Annotated in this window: 18 protein-coding genes; 11 read left to right on the top strand and 7 right to left on the bottom strand. The window is 65.9% G+C overall.

Features of this window, described 5'->3' with window-relative positions; all coding sequences use genetic code 11:
- Positions 1–32: 32 nt before the first annotated feature.
- Genes JNB62_RS10670 through JNB62_RS10680 form a run of 3 tightly spaced genes read left to right on the top strand, consistent with a single transcriptional unit; the run spans position 33 to position 3475 of the window.
- On the top strand, positions 33–1082 hold the full coding sequence (locus JNB62_RS10670; protein ID WP_220300866.1) for a polysaccharide pyruvyl transferase family protein: 1050 nt from the start codon (positions 33–35) through the stop codon (positions 1080–1082).
- Positions 1083–1138: 56 nt separating this feature from the next.
- Positions 1139–1960 (top strand): hypothetical protein, encoded by an 822-nt coding sequence (locus JNB62_RS10675; protein WP_220300867.1) that lies wholly within the window; start codon positions 1139–1141, stop codon positions 1958–1960.
- A 33-nt stretch (positions 1961–1993) separates the two neighbouring features.
- Positions 1994–3475, top strand: a complete 1482-nt coding sequence (locus tag JNB62_RS10680; RefSeq protein WP_220300868.1) for a lipopolysaccharide biosynthesis protein — start codon at positions 1994–1996, stop codon at positions 3473–3475.
- 76 nt (positions 3476–3551) lie between these two features.
- On the opposite strand, the gene JNB62_RS10685 is transcribed toward JNB62_RS10680, so the two are convergent.
- The 7 genes from JNB62_RS10685 to JNB62_RS10715 all read right to left on the bottom strand — a co-directional run bounded on the left by JNB62_RS10685 (position 3552) and on the right by JNB62_RS10715 (position 12905).
- Positions 3552–4853 carry a hypothetical protein gene (locus JNB62_RS10685; protein WP_220300869.1) on the bottom strand — a complete coding sequence of 434 codons (1302 nt, stop codon included), beginning with the start codon at positions 4851–4853 and terminating at the stop codon, positions 3552–3554.
- Complete coding sequence (locus tag JNB62_RS19590) at positions 4834–5889, bottom strand: glycosyltransferase family 4 protein (protein ID WP_220300870.1); 1056 nt, start codon at positions 5887–5889, stop codon at positions 4834–4836. The genes JNB62_RS10685 and JNB62_RS19590 overlap by 20 nt, the downstream gene beginning before the upstream one ends.
- Positions 5890–5900: 11 nt before the next feature.
- Positions 5901–7664 (bottom strand): glycosyltransferase, encoded by a 1764-nt coding sequence (locus JNB62_RS10695; RefSeq protein WP_220300871.1) that lies wholly within the window; start codon positions 7662–7664, stop codon positions 5901–5903.
- On the bottom strand, positions 7661–8767 hold the full coding sequence (locus tag JNB62_RS10700; protein ID WP_223231077.1) for a glycosyltransferase: 1107 nt from the start codon (positions 8765–8767) through the stop codon (positions 7661–7663). Before JNB62_RS10700 ends, JNB62_RS10695 begins: the two co-directional genes overlap by 4 nt.
- Positions 8768–8797: 30 nt before the next feature.
- Positions 8798–10414, bottom strand: coding sequence for a sugar transferase (locus JNB62_RS10705; protein ID WP_308291781.1), 1617 nt, complete (start codon positions 10412–10414; stop codon positions 8798–8800).
- Positions 10415–10635: 221 nt separating this feature from the next.
- Positions 10636–12219 carry a polysaccharide biosynthesis tyrosine autokinase gene (locus tag JNB62_RS10710; RefSeq protein WP_220300872.1) on the bottom strand — a complete coding sequence of 528 codons (1584 nt, stop codon included), beginning with the start codon at positions 12217–12219 and terminating at the stop codon, positions 10636–10638.
- Positions 12220–12311: 92 nt separating this feature from the next.
- Positions 12312–12905, bottom strand: coding sequence for an arsenate reductase/protein-tyrosine-phosphatase family protein (locus tag JNB62_RS10715; RefSeq protein WP_220300873.1), 594 nt, complete (start codon positions 12903–12905; stop codon positions 12312–12314).
- A 66-nt stretch (positions 12906–12971) separates the two neighbouring features.
- On the opposite strand from JNB62_RS10715, the gene JNB62_RS10720 reads away from it, so the two are divergent.
- The 8 genes from JNB62_RS10720 to JNB62_RS10755 all read left to right on the top strand — a co-directional run bounded on the left by JNB62_RS10720 (position 12972) and on the right by JNB62_RS10755 (position 19861).
- The gene (locus JNB62_RS10720; RefSeq protein ID WP_220300874.1) at positions 12972–13772 is read left to right on the top strand and encodes a CPBP family glutamic-type intramembrane protease; all 801 of its coding nucleotides are present in this window, start codon (positions 12972–12974) and stop codon (positions 13770–13772) included.
- Between the two features lie 282 nt (positions 13773–14054).
- On the top strand, positions 14055–14585 hold the full coding sequence (locus tag JNB62_RS10725; RefSeq protein ID WP_220300875.1) for an LPXTG cell wall anchor domain-containing protein: 531 nt from the start codon (positions 14055–14057) through the stop codon (positions 14583–14585).
- 11 nt (positions 14586–14596) lie between these two features.
- The gene (locus JNB62_RS10730; protein ID WP_220300876.1) at positions 14597–15304 is read left to right on the top strand and encodes a CPBP family intramembrane glutamic endopeptidase; all 708 of its coding nucleotides are present in this window, start codon (positions 14597–14599) and stop codon (positions 15302–15304) included.
- A 196-nt stretch (positions 15305–15500) separates the two neighbouring features.
- Positions 15501–15947 carry a 50S ribosomal protein L13 gene (gene rplM, locus JNB62_RS10735; RefSeq protein ID WP_220300877.1) on the top strand — a complete coding sequence of 149 codons (447 nt, stop codon included), beginning with the start codon at positions 15501–15503 and terminating at the stop codon, positions 15945–15947.
- Between the two features lie 25 nt (positions 15948–15972).
- Complete coding sequence (gene rpsI, locus JNB62_RS10740; RefSeq protein WP_220300878.1) at positions 15973–16449, top strand: 30S ribosomal protein S9; 477 nt, start codon at positions 15973–15975, stop codon at positions 16447–16449.
- A gap of 16 nt (positions 16450–16465) precedes the next feature.
- A complete protein-coding gene (gene glmM / locus JNB62_RS10745; RefSeq protein ID WP_220300879.1) occupies positions 16466–17824 on the top strand; it encodes a phosphoglucosamine mutase in 1359 nt (452 codons plus the stop codon).
- A 156-nt stretch (positions 17825–17980) separates the two neighbouring features.
- On the top strand, positions 17981–18820 hold the full coding sequence (locus JNB62_RS10750) for a universal stress protein (protein WP_220300880.1): 840 nt from the start codon (positions 17981–17983) through the stop codon (positions 18818–18820).
- Positions 18821–19099: 279 nt separating this feature from the next.
- On the top strand, positions 19100–19861 hold the full coding sequence (locus JNB62_RS10755; protein WP_223231078.1) for a TetR/AcrR family transcriptional regulator: 762 nt from the start codon (positions 19100–19102) through the stop codon (positions 19859–19861).
- Positions 19862–19986: the final 125 nt, after the last annotated feature.

Here is a 19986-nt window from a genome sequence, read left to right on the forward strand (position 1 = left end):
ATGCGAACTGCTCCGAATCGCTAGGAGAACAAGTGACCTTGAATGACGCTGATCGCAGCTACCTCGGTGGCATTCAGGACGCCACGCGCGAGGTGTTGCGCAGGGTGATCGGCGATGCCACCGCGGTTGCGATCGTGGACGCGCCGAATCAGCGTAACGTCGGGGATGCCTTGATCTGGCTCGGCGAGCTCGACTACCTGCGATCCCTCGGGCTGAAGATCGAATACGTCGCGGATTTGTGGTCATATGACGCGAGGGCTTTGCGCAAGGCGATGCCAAAGGGTGTCATCCTCCTTCACGGTGGCGGCAACTTCGGTGATCTGTGGATCGGACACCAGATCCTGAGGGAGATCGTGGCTACTGATTTCCCCGACTACAAGATCGTGCAATTGCCGCAGTCGATCCATTTCGAGGACACGAGGCGGGCAATGCTCGCCGATGACGTGCTCGGAAATCATCCGGACCTTACGGTCTTGGTTCGCGAGTCTCAGTCCCACGAGCGGGCTGAGCAATACCTCCCGAACGTCTCGGTGGAGTTCTGTTACGACATGGCCCTCGGGTGGACGCCGTCGCGAATTCCCGATCGAGATGAACGTGGGTTGCTGGCGATCGCTCGCGCGGACAGGGAAGCGTCGAGCTCTCTCGACGCAGTCGACCAAGGTTGGATCCTGGGTCAGCATTTGACCGTCACGGATTGGGGACCGCGTGGCATGTCAAGTCTGACCTGGCATGGCGCGCGGAGCTTGACCAGGGTGCATCGCTTCTACGCCCGCGCGCGTCGCAAACTCCCGTATCTTCCCCTGAACGTGCCGGACAAGTTCGGCACGTGGGCGCTCGCCCGTACGAATTCCGCCAATGTCTCCGGTGCTATCGACCTCTACTCCCGTGCTCGCGTGATTGTCACCGATCGGCTCCATGCCCATGTGCTGGCGGCGCTGCTCGGTAAGCCGCACGTGGTACTCGACAACAGCTACGGGAAGGTGAGCGGCATCTTCGAGCAGTACACGGGTCAGTTCTCCACTGCAAGCTATGCCGCTGACCTCGATACAGCACGGACCCTCGCCGCGTCATTGGTCGACTGATGCTTGCGTTCGTCACGTCGCTGCGACACCCTGCTAATTCGGCGGATTATTCACGCGTGGAGTTGCTGCTGGAGCAAACGCTTCGGTCCGTCTGCTCGCAGACTGACCAGGACTACGTCGTTGTAGTCGTCGGGAATCAGCGACCGAGCTTCGCGCTTCCCTCCCAGGTCCATTTCGTTCCGGTCGAATTCCCCCCACCGATCACGTCTGGAGAGGTTCACGCACCCCGCGATGCATTCGTGCGCGATAAGGGCACGAAGATCGCGGCAGGGTTGATCGCGGCGCGTCGTTTTCAGCCCGATCAGGTGATGATCTTCGATGCCGACGACTTCGTAAGCAGGCGACTCGCTGAGCACGTGAAAACCCATGCGTCGTCTCCCGGATGGGTGATCAGCGAGGGGTGGATGTACTCGCGGGCGCGTAACGTCTATCGCCCGGTCAGCGACTTCAATCGCACGTGCGGCACATCCTTCATCGTCCCATACGAGGCGTATCGGGTGAGCGCTGACATCAGGGTGGATGCGTCACAGGACGAGCTGATCGCGGCGTTTGGCGACGTTCTCACCAACATCATGGGTGCTCACCGTGGAGCGGTCGAGTGGCACCGTGCTCGAGGCCGCGAGCTGGAGATCCTTCCCTTCAGGGGTGCGGTCTACCACGTCGATACAGGTGAGAACCACTCCGGCAAGTCCTTGCGGGGTGTCGCGTTCCCGTCGTCGAGAAGGTTCCGTGAGGAATTCGGCGTGCCCCGCGTGCGAGGGCGCGTCTGGACCGCGTTGTCGGCATTCGGTCCGATCGCCCTCATGGAAACGATGCGAGCCAAGGCTGTGTCAGTGGCTGCCCGGCTGTCCAAACCGTTCGCGAGGCCGAGTCGATGAGCGGAGCGTTCCGCTTGTTCGTGGAGACACCTCATGTCCGTCGATGACGACGGCCTCCGCCGCCGGGCGACGGCCTCGATCAGCTGGGTTGTCGCCGAACGATGGGCGTCGCGGCTCCTCTCGCTGGGCGTCCTCACGATCCTGTCGCGGGTGCTGGGTCCCACCGATTTCGGTCTCATCTCGATGGCGACAGCTGTCGTCGCGCTCGTCCAGGTCTTTGTCGACAGTGGGTTCAGCAAGGCACTGGTGCAACGCAGGTCTCTGGTGCGTCTGGATGTGTCCACCGCCTTCTGGGCCTCAATGGCCATGTCGGTGGTTCTCGCGGGTGGACTAGCCCTGTGTGCGCCGTTCATCGCGGCCTTGCTCGGCGAGCCGCAGTTGTCGCCCGTGATACAGGCGCTCAGCATCTCTCTGCCGTTGCTCGCTGTCTCCCAGACGCCGGCGGCGATGCTTGAGCGCGACCTCGACTTCAAGCCGCTGTCTATCCGTCAGCTCATCGGGACCGTCGGTGGGGCATTGGTGGCAATTCCCCTGGCTCTCCTCGGCTTCGGCGTGTGGGCGTTGGTGGCGCAGACGGTCGTCGGCGCTCTCTGCGCGGCGATTGCACTCTGGGCATCGACCTCATGGCGTCCCCATCGCGAGTTTTCGTGGGCTTCGCTCAGGGGACTGTGGGCTGTCGGCGGCGCCATCCTAGGCATCGACCTGCTGGATGCCGTCCAGGCAAATGTTGACAAGCTGGTCGTGGGTGCCTTCTTCGACCCGACCACGCTTGGCTACTACTTTCTTGCGCAGCGCGTGGGGACGATCCTCATCGAACTCGTCACCTCTGTCATGTCGAGAGTGTCGTTGACCACGTTCTCACGGGTTCAGGACGATCGTCAGCGTGTCGATCGCATCTTTCGTCAGCTGACGTTCGCCGCTTCAGCCGTCAGCGTGCCGGTCTTCGGGCTGGTCGCAGTGTTCGCGCAGCAGATTGTCAATGGAGTGTTCGGCCCCGGGTGGGAGGAGGCCGTTCCGATCCTGTGGGTATTGGCTCCCGGCTGGGCGCTCGGCGCGGTCATGTATTTCGACCGCAACGTCCTCATCGCGACGGAACACACTCGAGCAGCGCTGATACTCGCTGTCGTCCAGAACGCCGTTTCCATCGTGCTCGTCTTCGTCTTCATCCCCTTTGGCGTTCTCGGCGTCGCGTTCTCGCGACTTGCCCGGTTCGTCACTTGGCCAGCGCGCCTCGTCGTTCTCCATCGTCTGGCCGGAATCTCGATCGGTAAGTACCTGCTGCAAATCGGGAGGGCCGTCGCAGCGATGTCGCCGTTCATCGTCGTGTGCGCCCTGCTGCAGCTGACGGCATGGGCGAGCTTCGACCACGGGCTCTGGACCTTCGCCCTCCCGCTCGCTGGCTTGTCGCTCGTCGGCTATGCGGGCGTCTTGTGGCTGATTGCCGGAACGGAAAGCCGGGCGTTGATCCGTCGTGTCTTTGCGGACATGCGCCGCCGAGGCGGTACTGCTGAGTAGGAACTGCCGCCGTCGGCTCGCCTGCGTGAGTACAGGGTGGTGCTTCCGCGACGCAGCCGATCATCGCCCGCGCTACCTAGGATGCTGCCGCGCGGGCAGTCGAGTGTGGAGCTCGACCCCGCCGCTCCGTGTTGACTGGCGCCGCGGTTCGTTGCGATATGGACGCTCGGCTGGCGATGATGGCCCCTAGAACCCACGGAAACGCGAACCAGATGTTGTTGGTAGCAGCTGCCAGCAGGGCGAACGAGATGACGAACAGAGATGAGCCGACTCTCGCAGTGGCGAACCAGAAGATCGCCACCGAGAGGATGAAGAAGACGCCCGCCAGAATGCCGCCGTCGTAGAAGATGGCAACCCACAGGGTCGGCAGATATGCCGCTGCATACGACGTGACTCCTGCGTCGTGCATCTGCGAGTAGCCGTTGAAACCGAACCCGGTGAGCCAAGCCCCGTGGGTGGTTAGGTCCTGGAGAGCACTGTCGATGGTCAAGGACCTGGTCAACCCCGTGCCTCGGTCCAGATCGAAGAGGGCTGACAACCGCCCCAACGTTGCGCTGAGAAGAGGGTCACTTTCTGCGGTGCGGGTGGAAGGGGCTGCCCCAAAGATGAATACAACCAGCGCTGCCATCAGTGGGATGGCGATGAGTACGCCCATGCTTCGCCGGAGTCGGCGAACGGCGAATGCGGCCGCTACCGCCGCCCAGAGAACCCATGCGACTCGAGTAAAGGTCAGGTAGACGGAGAGGCCTCCTACGAAAAGGAATGCCCACAGCAGGCCGGTGGATATCGCGGAACGCCACACGTAGATTGTGCATGCGGTGAGCGTGAGGAACGCCGCATACAGATTCGGTTCATCGAACAGCCCCTCCAACCGGAAGAGTGCGGTTGCGTAGTCAGACTCGACGAAGTCATTGGCGGAGCCGCTGATCTGGGCTGCGACCCAACCGAAGAGGGACACCAGCATGGCGATCGTGACAGCGGCGACCAAAGGGCGAATGACCGCCCCGACCACGGATCTCAGGGCAAACACGATGGTGCACGCCAGCACGTTGGCGCAGATCCAGACAAGTAGCCGAAGGCTCTCCATGGCGCTGGGCGCGACGAACGCGCTCGCAACGAGCGTGAACAACCACCAGAGGATCGTGGTGGCCAGCCATGCGGCAGTCCACGGTGCAGCCCGCGGCCGCACGTTCGGGTGAGGGCGATTCCCCAGCCAAATCAGGAGCAGGATGGGGATCGCGAGGTGCTCGGGCAGGAGAGTGAACGGGCCGACACTGATTCGCACCGATGGGATCATCATCAGAACGAACGCGCAGATGAACCAGAATCTCGCGGTCCGCGTGAGTGGCTCGCCCGGATCACGCGCGCTGGAGCGCATCGAAGTACTCTCTGGATTGACGGGCGGGATCGAACAAATCAAGAGCATTCTGCCTGGCGCGCTCTACGACGCCGGTTCCGGAGGAACACTCGCGAATCGCACGTCGAATTGCGTCCGCAAGCGAGCCTCGTTCGTCGACTCGGTAGGTGAATCCCGTCTCGCCATCGGTGAGGATCTCACCGATGCCGCCTGCGTCGGGCCCGACTGCGAGGACACCGGCCAACTGGGCTTCAGCTGCGACGCGGCCGAACGGTTCGTTGTCGTTGGTGAGTACCAGAATGTCGAGGCCCTTCATCGCGGCGTTCTGTGGCACGCGCCCCTCGTCAGAGAAGTCGTCGCCGAAGAGCTCTCTGGCGAGATTGACGATCTCCGCATGGTAACCCCGGTTTCCTTCCGTGGTCCCGCCTCTCATGACGACTTGAGCCGGAGCACCCGCCTGCGCGATTGCCCGGAGGGCTGCCTCCAGGTTCTTGTCAGGCGAGATCTGCCCGACGAGGCCCACGCGAGGAGCGCCGTCGGGGGCATCCCGTGACGAAGCTGGGGAGGTCTCGCCGCGGGACGCGAGCGTCACGGGTCGATAGATTCGCCTGCGGGCCGCGGGGCCATGGGGCAGTTGGCGGAGAACGAAATCGCTGACCGCGATCGCCAAGTCGCACACTCGCATCATCTCGAAGTACACGCGCCGTCGATGGTTTCGATTCTGCGCATCATGGACGTCCACGACGACGCGTGTCGATCTGGCGCGCAGGAACGGCTTCAGCAGCAGCACGGTCGGCAGCAGGTAGAAGTCGAAGACGACGATGACGTCGGCCGTCTTGGCGGCCCTCATGATCGGCCAGAAGAAGCCAGCATTGCGTGTGAGGCGTCCGGCACGTGCTGAGAGCAGCGTGGCGGGACGTTGAACGGATGACAGCCACGCAGTCGCCAAGGCGGGATTGGATGTGATCAGGTCCGGAGGCTCGGGGAAGTTCTGCGCGAGCGACAACAGGCTCAACTCGGCGCCCCAGATGACTCGACTCCCCGTCACGAAGGTCACTGATCGCAGGGTCATGGAGTCGTTCCCTCTCGGTGCTTGATGAGCTGCGCGGGGACACCACCGACGATCGTCATCGGAGCCACGTCTGATGTGACCACCGCGCCGGCCGCGACGATGGCCCCTCGGCCGATACTCACGCCACTCAGCACAGTCGCTCCTGCCCCGATCCACACATCATCGCCGATGATGACCGGCCGGCGCCGCTCGCCCTGGTCGCGTATCGGTCGTGCGGGGTCGTCTGCGATGTGATTCTCCGAGAAAACAGAGACGTAGGGGCCGAGCAGACAGTCGCTCCCGATGCTCACTCCGCCGCCGCCATGGATGAAGTTGCCGAGACCGATGGCTGTACGGTGCCCGATGACGATGCCCTCGCCCAGATTGCGCAAGACCCCGGAAGCTCTCAGCGTCGCCCTCTCGTCGATGGTCACGCCGTCCCCGAGCACAATCCCGTCCCGCCCACGCGCATCTATCAGGACATCACGAGCGATTGATGCCGCGGCCCCGATCTTCAAATGCGACCGCCCGCGTACCCGAGCCGAGGGGGCAATGAAAGCCCGTGGGAATCGCCGCAGAACGGCGACGGCGCGGTTGGCCGCCTTCTCTGAGACGAAGCCAAGGATCGTCGTCAGTGGAACATCCCGATCGAACCCGGAATCCAAACCCCGTGCCGTTGCATATCGCTTGTCCAACAATCGACGCAGCCTAGAGCGCTCCCGCGTGGGCCCGACATGGTCGACTATCTCGCTTCGGATCGCTCGGACCGCATCGTCCCAGCGTGTGTCCGGGTCAGCATGTGCGGTCCGTTCGATCGACCCTGAGGCCAGGGCTTCCTCCATCGCCTCAGCAATGGCCGCGGGATCCTCCGGGTCGAAATACCGTCGTGCGGTCCCGATCTCGAGAAATGGGGGGATACGGCTCGCCACCGCGAGTGCCCCGAAATGTTCGGCTTCGATGAGCGGGAGCCCGAATCCTTCATCGAGGGAGGGGAAGACGAACAACGAGCAGTGCTGATACAGGTACGCGAGTTCGTCGTCATCCACCGATCCGAGGAAGGTAACGCGGTCGTGCGAAGCTTCGGTCGCTCCGGAACGGCCGTCGGCGGCACCGACGATGAGAAGACGGTATCCCGTCAACGCCGTCGATGACGCGAAGGCATCGATCAGCCGCTGCAAGTTCTTTCGGACGTTCAACCGCCCGACCGCAAGAATGTACGGAGCGTCGTCCAGACGACTGGGGCGTCGAGGGTCGGCGTCCGCCAGACCATTGGGAACGCCAAGGCCGATGGGGCGGACTTTGTTGCGAAGCCGAGGCATGAGCCGCTCGATCCGCGCGCCTTCCGCGCGCGAGGAAGTCAGTACGACATCAGCGAGCGGCAGAGTGCGCCCCGCAACACCGAGATAGATCCGCTCAGGAAGGGTGAACCAGGTTGGGTGATCGAGATAGAGAGCGTCGTGGAAGAAGGTGACTGCCGTGAATTTCCGCCGCCCCAGCGGGACGAAGTTCTGCGAGACGACTGCATCGAACTGATCAGATCTCTGCGTCAAGCTGGTCATCGCCCACAGACCGTGCACGCCGACCCTCGTCCCCCGTACTTCGCGTCGGATCGTTGGAGGAAGCTCCGCTGCGTTCAACGCGGTCGTCGAACGCACCGTGATCTCGTCGTCAGGAAAGACTCGTGCCCAGGCCACAATGAGTCCCGAGGTTACGTTTCGCCCGGACGGGGGACCGTCGCTCAGCCAGTACCCGTCGAAGAGAATTCGCAGGCCGGAGGTCATGCGAGGGCGCCGATCCGTGCACGTAGCGACGACTCATAACGGCCGCACACTGCTGCCCAGGAGTAATCGTTCAACGCGCGGGCGGCGTTGTCACGCGCCGCCGCCTCCTGAGCCTCCGTGCTCCTGAGAAGCTCTCGTACGCTCCGCGCGATCTCGACGGGCTGAGGGCTGGTGAACCTCCCGGTGGGACCCAGGACCTCTCGGTTGTACACAGTGTCTCGTGCCACGATCGGAGCCCCCGCAGCCATAGCCTGGACCAGTGCAGGGTTGGTTCCACCGACGCTGTGTCCGTGGAAGTATGCGCCCGCGTGCTTCCAGAGGCTTAACAGACGCTGATCGTCGCTGACGTGTCCGAGCCATCGGATGCGCGGTGAAAACTGCGTGAGTTCTTGCGCGCGCCGGTCGAGCTCTCCGCCGTAGCCTCCGGAACCGACGACGACGACGTCGCTCTCCTTCGCGATCTCCGGGGCCGCATCGAAGAACTCCGGGATGGAGTTCTCGGGAACAAAGCGAGCCACGACCAGCGCGTACCGGCGGCGCTCGAGGCCGGGTTCAACGGGGAGATCGCCGTCGACCGGATCGCCGCCGTAGGGGATGAAGTCTCCCTCCAGACCGAACTCATCCTTCCATCTCCGTGCGATCTCCCGTGAGTCGTACACCATTCGGGTTCCGTGTCGCGCAGTCCACCTGGCGCCGGTGTGGAACACCCACTTCGCAACCCGCCCCCACTTCGCGCGGTCCCACTCAATGCCGTCGACGTTGACGAGCGTGGGTATGCCCGCTCGCTTGAGAAGCGGCAGCCAGTAGCCGTTGGCCACGTTCATCACTAGCGCGACGTCTGGGCGTTGCTTGATGCAGTGCTTCGCGGCGGAGTAACCATAGGTCAAGGTGCTGAGCGACTTCTTCTCGAATCCTCGGGTCTCGATCACGTGCACGCGATGATCTCGGTGAGGATCGTCTGGTCGGGTCGCTCCCGGACGACTGTATACAGTCACGTCCCATCCTTGGCCGACCAGATAGGGGGCGAGTTTGCGCACCGCCGTTTCGAATCCGCCGTAGTAGCTGGGGTATCCGCGTGTGCCGATGATCGCGATTGAGGGCAAGTGCAGCTTTCTCCTTGGTTCGTCAGGTGGTCAGTGGGCGGAGTCGCCCGGGCTCAAGGCGGCGCGGGCGGTCTTCGCGAGAATCACGAAGTCGCTCACGAGGGACCAATTCTCCACATAAGAGAGGTCGAGGCGGACGGTGTCCTCCCAGGACAGGGAGGAACGACCGCTCACCTGCCACAGACCTGTGATCCCGGGCTTGGCGAGAAAGCGCCGGTGGACGTGATCCGCATACTGAGCCACCTCGGAAGGAAGCGGGGGACGCGGCCCCACCAGCGACATCGAGCCTCCGATCACGTTGAAGAGCTGGGGCAGTTCGTCGAGGCTGAACTTCCTCATGACTCGACCGACGGGTGTGACCCGCGGGTCGTTCTTCATCTTGAACATCACCTCGTTGCCAGAGTCGCGCTCCTGCCTGGCCAACTGCTCGAGCAGGTCCTCGGCGTTCTCCACCATCGAGCGGAACTTGAGCATCGTGAACTCCTCACCGCGGAGTCCGATTCGCGTCTGCCGGAAGAGCACGGGCCCCTGGCTCGTAAGTCGCACGGTCATCGCCAGGAAGATCAGCACAGGACTGAGGATCACGACGCCGGCGAGGCTGGCCGCGAGGTCGAGTGTTCGCTTCAGAAAACGCTGACCACGGCTGAACTTCGGAGTCTCGACGTGAATCAAGGGAAGGCCGGCGACCGGCCGGGTCTGGATCCGCGGCCCTGCAATGTCGATGATGCTGGGCGCGAGAACGAGATGCTGGTGGCCGGTCTCGAGCGACCACGAGATCTGCTTCACCTTGGACGGCGGCAGGTCGTCGGTGCTGGTGACCGCGACGGTGTCGGCGTGGGTAGCTGCCATCGCGCGCTCGACATTGTCGATGCTGCCCATGACGGGCACATCCGTGCCCGGGATGGTCGCGGCGATCCTGCCGGACGGGACGCACGCTCCGACCACCCGGTAGCCGGCGCTCGGAAGCCTATGCAGATCCCGGGCGATGGACGCGACGGACTCCTCCGAACCCACCAGAAGCACCCGTGCCGAGTACTCGCCGAGCCAGCGATGCGCGATCAGCCACTGTCGCCACAGCCATCGCTCGATCACCAGGACCACCACGCCGAGTGGCAATGCGATGAGAAGGTAGCCACGCGCCACATCCACGCGAAGAAGGAAGGCGAGGATGGCGATCGCGCCGAAGAGGCTGAAGCTGGCGCGGACGACACGGATGTACTCCGTCGTCCCCGTTCCGATGACTCGGTAGTCACGCGAGTCGATGAGGCTGAGCGCCCACATCCAGGCCACGATCAGCCCTGCCGAGAACGCCCAGTACGAGAACTCGCTCAGACGGGCGTCTTCGCGGATCGCTACCTGAGCATTTCCGAAACCGAACCACAGCAGCTGGGTTCCGAATGCGACCCATGCGAGGACGAACAGGTCGCTGCCCCACAAACGTGCCGCGTAAGCCCGCCGCCACGACTGCCCTGGCCCGTGCCGGTGAGGGGCGCGATCATCGTCCGGGGAGGCGACGGGTACCAGGCGGGCCGGGGCGATTATCGAGTTGTCTTGTTCGTGTTGAGGGCGCGAAAAATCGGCGGTCTCCTCAGCTGCAGCTGAGAGGGGCGTCATCGTCGGCGCGTCGATTTCAGAATTCGACGTCACGGTCTTCTCGCTTGGTTAGGGTCCTCCACCCAATTCGGCAGAGTAGCAGTTCGCCGTTGCAATTACGTTCTTCGATGACGCCGGATGCGGCCGCCACAATTCATTATCAGAGACCCCCGTGTCACGGAGGTTACCTATCAACGGCAATTGATGGCGCGGGAAGCCCGGCCAGCGCCGGCGCGCGCAAATGCGCCCCGCGCCGGGCGGGCAATCGCACCTCGTCAGGGAAGAGAGTCGCCGCGATCCGGCGCCGTCGCACGGTCGGACGCTTGGCGAACGATGTCGTCCAGCGTCACCGGCGAGGCGGTGGTGCTTCCCGATGCCGCCGATGTCTGCGACGGCGCAGACGACGCGGGCTGCTGGGGCGGTGTCGACTCCTGTGGCGCCGGCGGCGCAGCGTTGTTGGACGCCTTGCCGCGCCACCGCTTCGTCGGTGCTTGCTGGCGGTAGCCGTACCCGTACGACCCGTAGCCATAGCCGTAGGCGTACGAGTCGGGCCCTCGTGTCGGCACCATGGTGAGGGCCAGGCCTGCGATGTGCGCGCCGACGGTCTGGAGCGCATCGATCGCGCCGGACAGTTGATGCCGGTTGGTGCGGCCAGCCGACACCACCAGGATCGCCCCACTGGTCGCCTTCGCCAGGATCGCGGCATCCGTGACCGGAAGGAGCGGGGGAGCGTCGCACAGCACAACGTCGACGTCCCGCTCGAGGATCTCGAGAAGCTGCTGCATGCTGTGGGAACCGAGCAGTTCGCTGGGGTTCGGCGGGATCTTTCCGGCCGGCAGCACGTACAGGCTGCGGTTGCCCCACGGCAGCATCACGTCGCTCAGGCGCGCGCGTCCGATCAGCACGTCCGTGAGGCCGGCGCCGCCCTCGATGCCGAGGTACTCGGCGACCTTCGGCTTACGCAGGTCGGTGTCGAGGAGCGCGACGCGCTTGCCCGCATCGGCCAGCGCGATGGCCAGATTGATGGTTGTGGTCGACTTGCCCTCGCTGGGAACGCTGGAGGTGATGACGTACGACGCGCGCCCATCCGGATCGATGAACTGCAGGTTGGTGCGGAGGGCTCGAAACGACTCCGCGCGTGCGCTGAGCGGATCGGCATGGACGATCAGCGGCCGTTCCTTCGCCTTCGGATCGAACGCGATGGCGCCGATGATCGGCCGGTCGGTCACCAGCTCCACATCCCGCGGCGTGCGTATGCGCGTGTCGAGGACGGTGCGCAGCACGGCGATGCCGATACCGAGGGCGAGGCCGATGAGAGCGCCGAGCGCGAGGTTCAGAGGCACATTCGGACTCGACGGACGCAGCGGCGGCAGGGCGTCTTTGACGCGTTCGAGTCGCACCGGGCTGGTGTCAGTGCCGTTCGGGGTTTCCAGCCGCTCTACTACTGAGGTGAGAGAGGCGCCAAGAGCGTTCGCAAGATCCGCCGCACGTACCGGGTCAGTATCGGTCACAGTGATCGTGATCAGGGTGGTGTTGAGCGCGGCCGACGTTTCGACGCGACCCGCGAGCTCACCCGCCGTGGTGCCCAAGCCCAGCTCGGCGATGACCGGGTTCATCACGATGGGCGTCGACACAAGGTTCGTGTAGGTCTGCACACGCGACTGAGTGAAGTTCGAACCCTGCTGAAGCTCGCCGATCGTCGAGCCGGCTTGCGTCGAGACGAACACCGTGCTCTGCGCTTCGTATTCCGGAGTTCGTGTCGCGGACCAGGCGCCCGCGATGCCGAGTCCAACGAGGGTCGCGACGAGGATGATCACCCAGTTCTTGCGCAGGATCCGTATGTAGTCGGTGAGCTCCATGTCGCCTCTCGGTCGCCTCAGTCAGGTGCCGGGTATGCCTGGGGACATTGTTCCACACGGATTGAGCGCGTCCGGAAGCAGTGTCGCGACGTTCACGAAAGCACGAGCCGCAAGGTGCTCGCGGTGGTCGAGACGGCCGGTTCCAGCTGGGAGGTCGAGACGAGGTAGGTCTCCCACGGCTGACCGTACGGGTCGACGACGTCGTCGTCGGCAGGATCCTGCGGGGTGGGTACCAGGCCGCGAGAGGCGGCGAGGAATTGAGATGCGGCGCGGATGCGAGCAGCGGGCTCGGGGCCGGCGGCATCAGCTGCGCGGCGCAGCTCGTCGGCCGACACCGCGCTCGCGAGCCGAGCGAACTCGCGTACCGTGAATGTCGAGCGCAAGCGGGACGGGGCGAGTCCGACGATCGCCCGGCGGTGATCGCGCGTCATGGCAAGGATCAGATCCGGCGATTCCAGGTGCTGCTCGGTGAGGAATCGCGAGCGGTGCGCAAGGGTCTCAGCCTCTGGGGCGCCGAGGGCGAGCGCGAGGTGCGCGGCCTCCGGAGTCATCGGCGCGGACGCCAAGCCGCGGGTCCCGGCGCTCGCCACGCGCGGTGCGAGATCGGCGAGCCGGGCGCGGAGCAGGATTTCGGCAAGCGGCGACCGGCAGATGTTGCCTGTGCAGACCGTCAGGATCTCGAACAAGGCTGGCTCCGGCGGGCAGAGTAACGTGGGCGCGTGCCTGATCAGCCTAACGACCTCACACCGGGTGTGGATGTCTGGGCGATCCAGCCGCCCGAGCCCGACTCCGTCCCCACCGACGGCGCGCCGCCTCCGCGCCGGCATCGCACTGCGCGCACCGACTGGCGCCTCGGCGGGCGCACGGTCCTTCGTTGGCGGGAGACCACGCTCGCCGTCGCGCTGCTCTCCCTGGGGGCGGCCGTACTCGGCGGCGCCTTGCTCGACGGGCGCTGGGATTCTCCTTGGGCAGCGGCCTGGGCGACTCTGCTTCTCTGGGTCGGGATGCTTGTGCCGATCGTTTGGGCATTCGGTCGCTCACGCCCCGTAGGGCTGCTGCGGTTTCGAGCGATCGACGTGCTCTACGGGCTGGCGCTCGGAGGAGCGCTGCGAACGACGCAGGGTGTCTTCGAGGGATTCGCTGGGTCGCCCCCTCTCTTCCCGACGCTCACGTCGATCGACGGAGCCATCGCGCCGACGACGCTGGTCTTCGACGTCATCGCCCCGATGTTCGTAGCGCCCACCATCGAGGAGTTCTTCTTCCGCGGCGTCGTGCTGATCTCGCTCTACACCGTCCTGCGGCGACCGGTCGGAAAGGCGGCGGCGGGAACCGTAGCCGTACTCGTCTCGTGTGCCCTCTTCGTGATGGTGCACGGCGTCGGCGTCGGCGTCGGTGTCCCGGACGCGATATCGGTTTGCCTGCTTGGGCTCGTCTGCGGGCTGCTCGTGATGCTCAGCGGACGGATCTGGGGCGCAATCCTCGTCCACGCGACGTACAACGCGACCTTCGTCGTGCTCGCGCTCGCGGGCAGCGTTCTCGGAGTTTCCGCGTAACAAATTGTGATGCGAACGGTGCGGCATTCTGACTGGCACCGCTCCGTCGAGTGGCCACTCAGGGGCGACAATGGGCAATCGAGTTGAGCGTTCTGCACAATTTGTCCCCCAAAAAGGGGACATGAGCGGCGAGGAATGTTTTACTCGGTCGTAACCCGGGGAAGTGGATATGCGCTGTGAGCCTGGCTAGAGTTGCCCAGGTCGGCCAGACTTTTCCAGCCCCCACATCGGACAGAAATACTCCGCGCCGCAATCAATTACATGACTGTCGGGAGTCATCACATGTTCAAGAAGATTCTGAGTGTCGTCGGCATTGCCGCGGCCATCACGCTCGGCACATCTGCCGCAGCAATCGCCTCGTACACGCCTCAAGTCGAGGTTGTGGCCGAGGACTCCACCGTCGCCCCGGGCGAACCGGTCGTCATCACCGCGAATGGGCTCGAGGCCTACGAGACGGTGACCTTCAGCAGCACGGGTGGCACGCTGGCATCGATCGTGCTCGCCTCGAGCGGCGGAGCTTCCGTCGACAAGGCCGTGGTGGAAGGAAGCGCCAGCGCGACCTTCACCGCGACGGCACCCGGTAACTACACGATCTCGGTGCTTGCCGACGGCGAGGTTCTCGGATCGACCACCGTGACAGTCACCGCCGCCGGTTCGGGCGCTGGCGGTGCCGGTGGCAGCAGCTCCGAGCTGCCCGCAACGGGTGGCACAGTCCCCGCCGCCGCAATCTGGGTCGGTATCGGCGCTCTCGGCCTCGGTGGCATCGCTGTGGCTGCAGCCGCGGCTCGCCGCCGGGCCGCCGCGAAGCACTGACCAATCCTCTGATGATGACTCCGGGTGAGAACCCGGGGTCATCGTCGTTCTATCGGCGCCCCTGGGCGGCACTGCTCTGGGTCCTCGCAGGATTGGTCGGCACCGGTGCTGCTGCGGCGCTCTGGCGCGGAGCATCGGCGGTGCTCGGACCGGGCACAGCTCAGCTCGCGTACCTCGTACTCTTGTCGGCGCCGATGATCGTGGCGGCCGCGATCGCCATCGCCGTCTGCGCCAAACCCGGGTTCATGCGCCGCGTGGTCTTCTCCGGCACCTGGATGGACGTCGTCCTGGGGCTCAGCCTCGGGCTGGTGGCGCGGGCACTCGTCGAGGTCGTAGCTCCGACCACCGGCTCGCTCCTCGCCGGCTTCGGATTCATCTCTTATACAGCGATCGTCGTCACGGCTGTCGGAGCCGCCTTCGTGAGCCCTGTTGTGGAGGAGTTCTTCTTCCGGGGTCTCGCCGTTGCTGCCCTGCTCGACCTCTGCAGGACGCTCGGTCGAGCCGTCGCCGGCATCGTCTCTGTCGCCCTCTCGACGTGCGCGTTCGTCGTGATGCACGTCTTCCTCGCGGGCGGTGTGGTCACCTGGGGTCAACTGCTCGCGCCGCTGTTCGTCGGAGTGGGTTGCGGCATCGTCTTCGTCGTCACTCGACGGCTTCTGTCGTCGCTCCTCTTCCACATCGTCTTCAACGCGATCGGCGTGGTGCTGCTGATCTGGTGACGCCGCCTGATGTAACGGTGCCGTTTTGGATGCGGCATCCTTCTGACGTAGTATTGACGTTTGGTGTTCGGCTCTGCTGACCCGGCACCGCGAACGTGAGCCCTCCACTGGCGTGTTCGACCGGCCATCGGCCGGGGAACCACCCCGGAGTGGGATTCACGAACCTCTCCGTTCGAATCAAGAAAGCAGCACTACTGTGACGCGCACTTACACCCCCAAGGCTGGCGAAGCCCAGCGCGAGTGGCTGGTCATCGACGCGACTGACGTCGTCCTCGGCCGTCTCGCCTCGCACGCCGCCGCACTCCTGCGGGGCAAGCACAAGCCGACGTTCGCCCCCCACATGGACCAGGGCGACTTCGTCATCATCATCAACGCCGACAAGGTTGCCCTCACCGGCCAGAAGCTCGAGCAGAAGAAGGCCTACCGCCACTCGGGCTACCCGGGCGGCCTCAAGGCTGTCACCTACTCGGAGCTCCTCGAGAAGAACCCCGTGCGCGCCGTCGAGAAGGCCGTCCGCGGCATGCTCCCGAAGAACTCGCTCGGTGCCGCTCAGCTGTCGAAGCTGAAGGTGTACCGCGGTGCTGAGCACCCGCACGCCGCGCAGAAGCCCACCGCGTACGTTTTCGACCAGGTCGCCCAGTAAGCGCCGCACAGAACAGGACACACTGATGGCGAACATCGAAGAAACCCCCACCAGCTACTCCACCGAGTCCCAGGTCGACGAGACCGTCGTCGCCGCCGAGCGCCCCGTGCTCTCGGTCTCGGGCGCCGCAGTCGGTCGCCGCAAGCAGGCCATCGCCCGCGTGCGCGTCATCCCCGGCTCGGGCACCATCACCGTCAACGGCCGTGCGTTCGAGGACTACTTCCCGAACAAGCTGCACCAGCAGCTCATCACCGACCCGTTCACGGTGCTCAACCTCAACGGCGCGTACGACGTGATCGTGCGCATCTCGGGCGGTGGCCCCTCGGGTCAGGCCGGCGCGCTGCGCCTCGGCATCGCCCGTGCGCTGAACGAGATCGACGCCGAGAACAACCGCCCGACCCTCAAGAAGGCCGGCTTCCTCTCGCGCGACGCCCGCGTCATCGAGCGCAAGAAGGCCGGTCTCAAGAAGGCCCGCAAGGCTCCGCAGTACTCGAAGCGCTGATCGGCTTCATCTCCGCATGCCGATCTTTGGCACGGATGGCGTGAGGGGGCTGGCCAACGGCCCCCTCACCGCCGATCTCGCACTGTCCCTGGCCCAGGCGACCGCCGTCGTCCTGGGCCAGGGCCGTTCCGCCGAGGCGCGTCGCGCTGCCGGCAAGCGTCTCACCGCCGTGGTCGCGCGCGATCCGCGCGTGTCGGGCGAGTTCCTGTCCGCTGCGGTCGAGGCGGGCCTCGCGTCCTCGGGCGTCGACGTCTTCGACGCCGGCGTGCTGCCGACCCCCGCTGCGGCGTTCCTCATCGCCGACATCGACGCCGACTTCGGCGTCATGGTGTCGGCGTCGCACAACCCGGCGCCCGACAACGGCATCAAGATCTTCGCCCGCGGCGGAGTGAAGCTGCCCGACGTCGTCGAGGAGCGCATCGAGTCGGCCATGGCCGGCGAGAAGCTGCTGCCGACGGGAGCCGCGGTCGGCCGCATCCGTCGCTTCGCCGACGCCGAGGACCGCTACGTCGTGCACCTGCTCGGCTCGCTGCCCCACCGACTGGATGGGCTGCACGTGGTCCTCGACTGCGCGCACGGTGCGGCATCCGGAGTCTCTCCCGAGACGTTCCGCGACGCCGGCGCCCGCGTCACCGTCATCGGCGCCGACCCCGACGGGCTCAACATCAACGACGGCGTGGGCTCGACGCACCTGGAGGTGCTCGCGAAGGCGGTGGTGGATGCCGGAGCCGACGTCGGCATCGCGCACGACGGTGACGCCGACCGCTGCCTCGCGATCGACGCCGACGGCAACGTCGTCGACGGCGACCAGATCATGGCGATCCTCGCCGTGTCGATGAAGTCGCGCGGACGCCTGAAGGACGACACGCTCGTCGCCACCGTGATGAGCAACCTGGGCCTGCACCGCGCGATGGCCGAGCACGGCATCCACGTCGAGACGACCGCCGTCGGCGACCGGTACGTGCTCGAGCGCATGAACGAGGGCGGCTTCTCGCTCGGCGGCGAGCAGTCCGGCCATGTCATCATGAGCGACTTCGCCACGACCGGCGACGGCCTGCTCACGGGCCTGCACCTCGTGGCCGAGATGGCGCGCACGGGCAAGACGCTCGCCGAGCTCGCATCGATCATGACGGTGTACCCGCAGGTGCTCGTCAACGTGAAGGGCGTGGACCGCACGCTCGCCGCCACCGACGAGGTGGTTCAGGATGCCGTCGCCCGCGCCACCGCGGCGCTCGGGGTCTCGGGCCGTGTGCTGCTGCGCCCGTCCGGCACCGAGCAGCTCGTGCGCGTGATGGTCGAGGCGGCCTCGGAGGACGAGGCCCGGCATCACGCCGAGACCCTCGCCGCCGTCGTGCAGGAGCGGCTCGCGCTGTAGCCCTCACGAGCATCGCGAAAGGATGTGTTCCCGCCGAGAAGCGGAGACACATCCTTTCGCCGTTCCTGGCCTGATCGGAAGGCATTAATCACGGCCCAGGCCCCTGCGCGCGGCGGGTCGGTCGGGCTAGCCTGAAGGCGACCGAGAGGAGTCATCGTGAGTGGAGCGATCGTCGTCGGAGTCACGGATGCTGCGGCCTCGCGCCGCGCGGTGGACTGGGCCGCGCAGCGGGCGGTGGAGCGGCGTCAGCCCCTCGAGCTGCTCGCGGTGGTGGGCGGAGCCACGGGCGCGGTGGGCGAGGGCTCGATCGTCGAGGCCGCGCTGGCCGAGGCGCAGGCGCGGGCGGAGGCCGAGGCATCCCGCATCGCCGCAGGCGGACCCGAAGTGCGCACGCGGGTCGAGCGCGGCAACCCGGTGTCGCAGCTTCTCGACGCGTCGAAGGACGCGGCGCTGCTCGTCATCGGCAGCGACTACCGCGGCCCCGGCTCGAAGGCCGCGCGCGGAGCACACGGGCTGCGGATCGCGGCCGGCGCGCACTGCCCCGTGGTCGTCGTGCCGGACTTCGACATCGAAGGGCGATCCGGCGTCGTGGTGGGCGTCGACGGATCGGCCGTCGGCGAGAAGGCCGTGGCGTTCGCGGCCGCGGAAGCGGATCGGCTGCGCGAGCCGCTCGTCGCCGTGTCGGTGTGGACGCCGCTGGAGGTGCCCCGCAACATGGGCGTGTACCCGGTCGAGTATCTCGAGAACCTCGCGAAGCTGACCGAGGAGTCCCTCGCGATCTCGCTCGCGGGCCTGCGCTCGCAGTACCCCGATCTGCAGATCGTGCCGCGTGTGGAGCGGGGCTATCCGTCGCAGGTCCTGAACGAGCTCGCCGCCGACGCGCGGATGGCCGTCGTCGGCTCGCACGGCCGCGGCGCCCTCGCGCGATTCCTGCTCGGGTCGATCAGCCAGGAGGTGCTGGCGCGCCTCGCGACGGTGACCGCCGTCGTGCGGTGACCGCGTCGCACCGCGACGAGCACTCCGAAGAGTTCCCCGAGCTGCGTCAACGGACCGATGCTGAACGGGGCCGATGCCCTTCTGCGGCCGATTTGAGACATGAGACTCCCAGTCTCTAAGGTGGCAGAGCGCGAAAGTTGGGGATTCGCGCGCGATCTCCGCGGCCCCATGCCGTGAGGGTCAGGTCGGTGCCGGGTTCTGGGGACCCGGCACCGCGGCTCCCCGCCGGGTGCGGGCCACGTCCCGCGGTCGTCGCAGCTCCCGGGCGATAATCGATGCATGCCTGCTTCCAGCCCGAGATCCCGGCGCCCGGCAGGCGAGACCCGCACGAGGATGCTCGCAGCCGCTGTCGAGCGCGTGCAGGCCGAGGGGCTGCTGCTGGACTACGCCAACCTCGGGATGGAAGACCTCATCCGGGTCGCGGGCGTTCCCCGCTCGACGGTGTTCCGCATCTGGCCGGACCGCGTGGCGTTCGTCTCGGATGTCGTCCGAGCGCTTTTCGAGGCGGATCCGGGCTTCGACGCCGGGTTCGACGGCGAGACGCTGCAGGTGCTCCAGGCCGCCATCGCGCAGGGTGACGAAACGGCCGGCGGCGGCCGAGACCGAGACGCCGTGCTGCGGCAGGCGGTGCGGCTTGCGGTGACGCACAACATCGTCGCGGTCGAGAGATCTCTGGCATACCGGGCGTACCGGACGATGTCGGCTGCGCTCATGAGCGGAGACAGCGTGCCGGGCGGCGAAGAGGTCCGTGCGCTGCTCGTCGAGATCGAAAGCCGGTACCTCGAGCGGATGGCCGCAGCGTACCGCGCACTCAACGACGCGCTCGGGCTGCGGATGCGGCCGGGACTGGACGCACGCAACCTCGCCGTCGCAGTCATGGCGACGATCGACGGCATGTCCGACCACCGCCGCATCGACCCGACGCAGATGGACACGCCACTGTCCGTGGCGATCGGTCGGGATGATGCCGAGGAATGGCACGTGGCCGCGCTCGCTGTCTACGGCGTGTACACGATGTTCACCGAGCCCGTCGACCCGTAGCGCGGTTGACGGGGACCCGGCCCACGCTCAAGACGAGTAGGTGCCTTCGCAGCGGCGGCACAGCCCGGCCGCCGGCATCCGGGATACTGGATAGCGTTATCAGCACGCGCACGCCCCGGGGAGAC

Source organism: Microbacterium jejuense (assembly GCF_019511665.1).
GTDB lineage: Bacteria > Actinomycetota > Actinomycetes > Actinomycetales > Microbacteriaceae > Microbacterium > Microbacterium jejuense_A.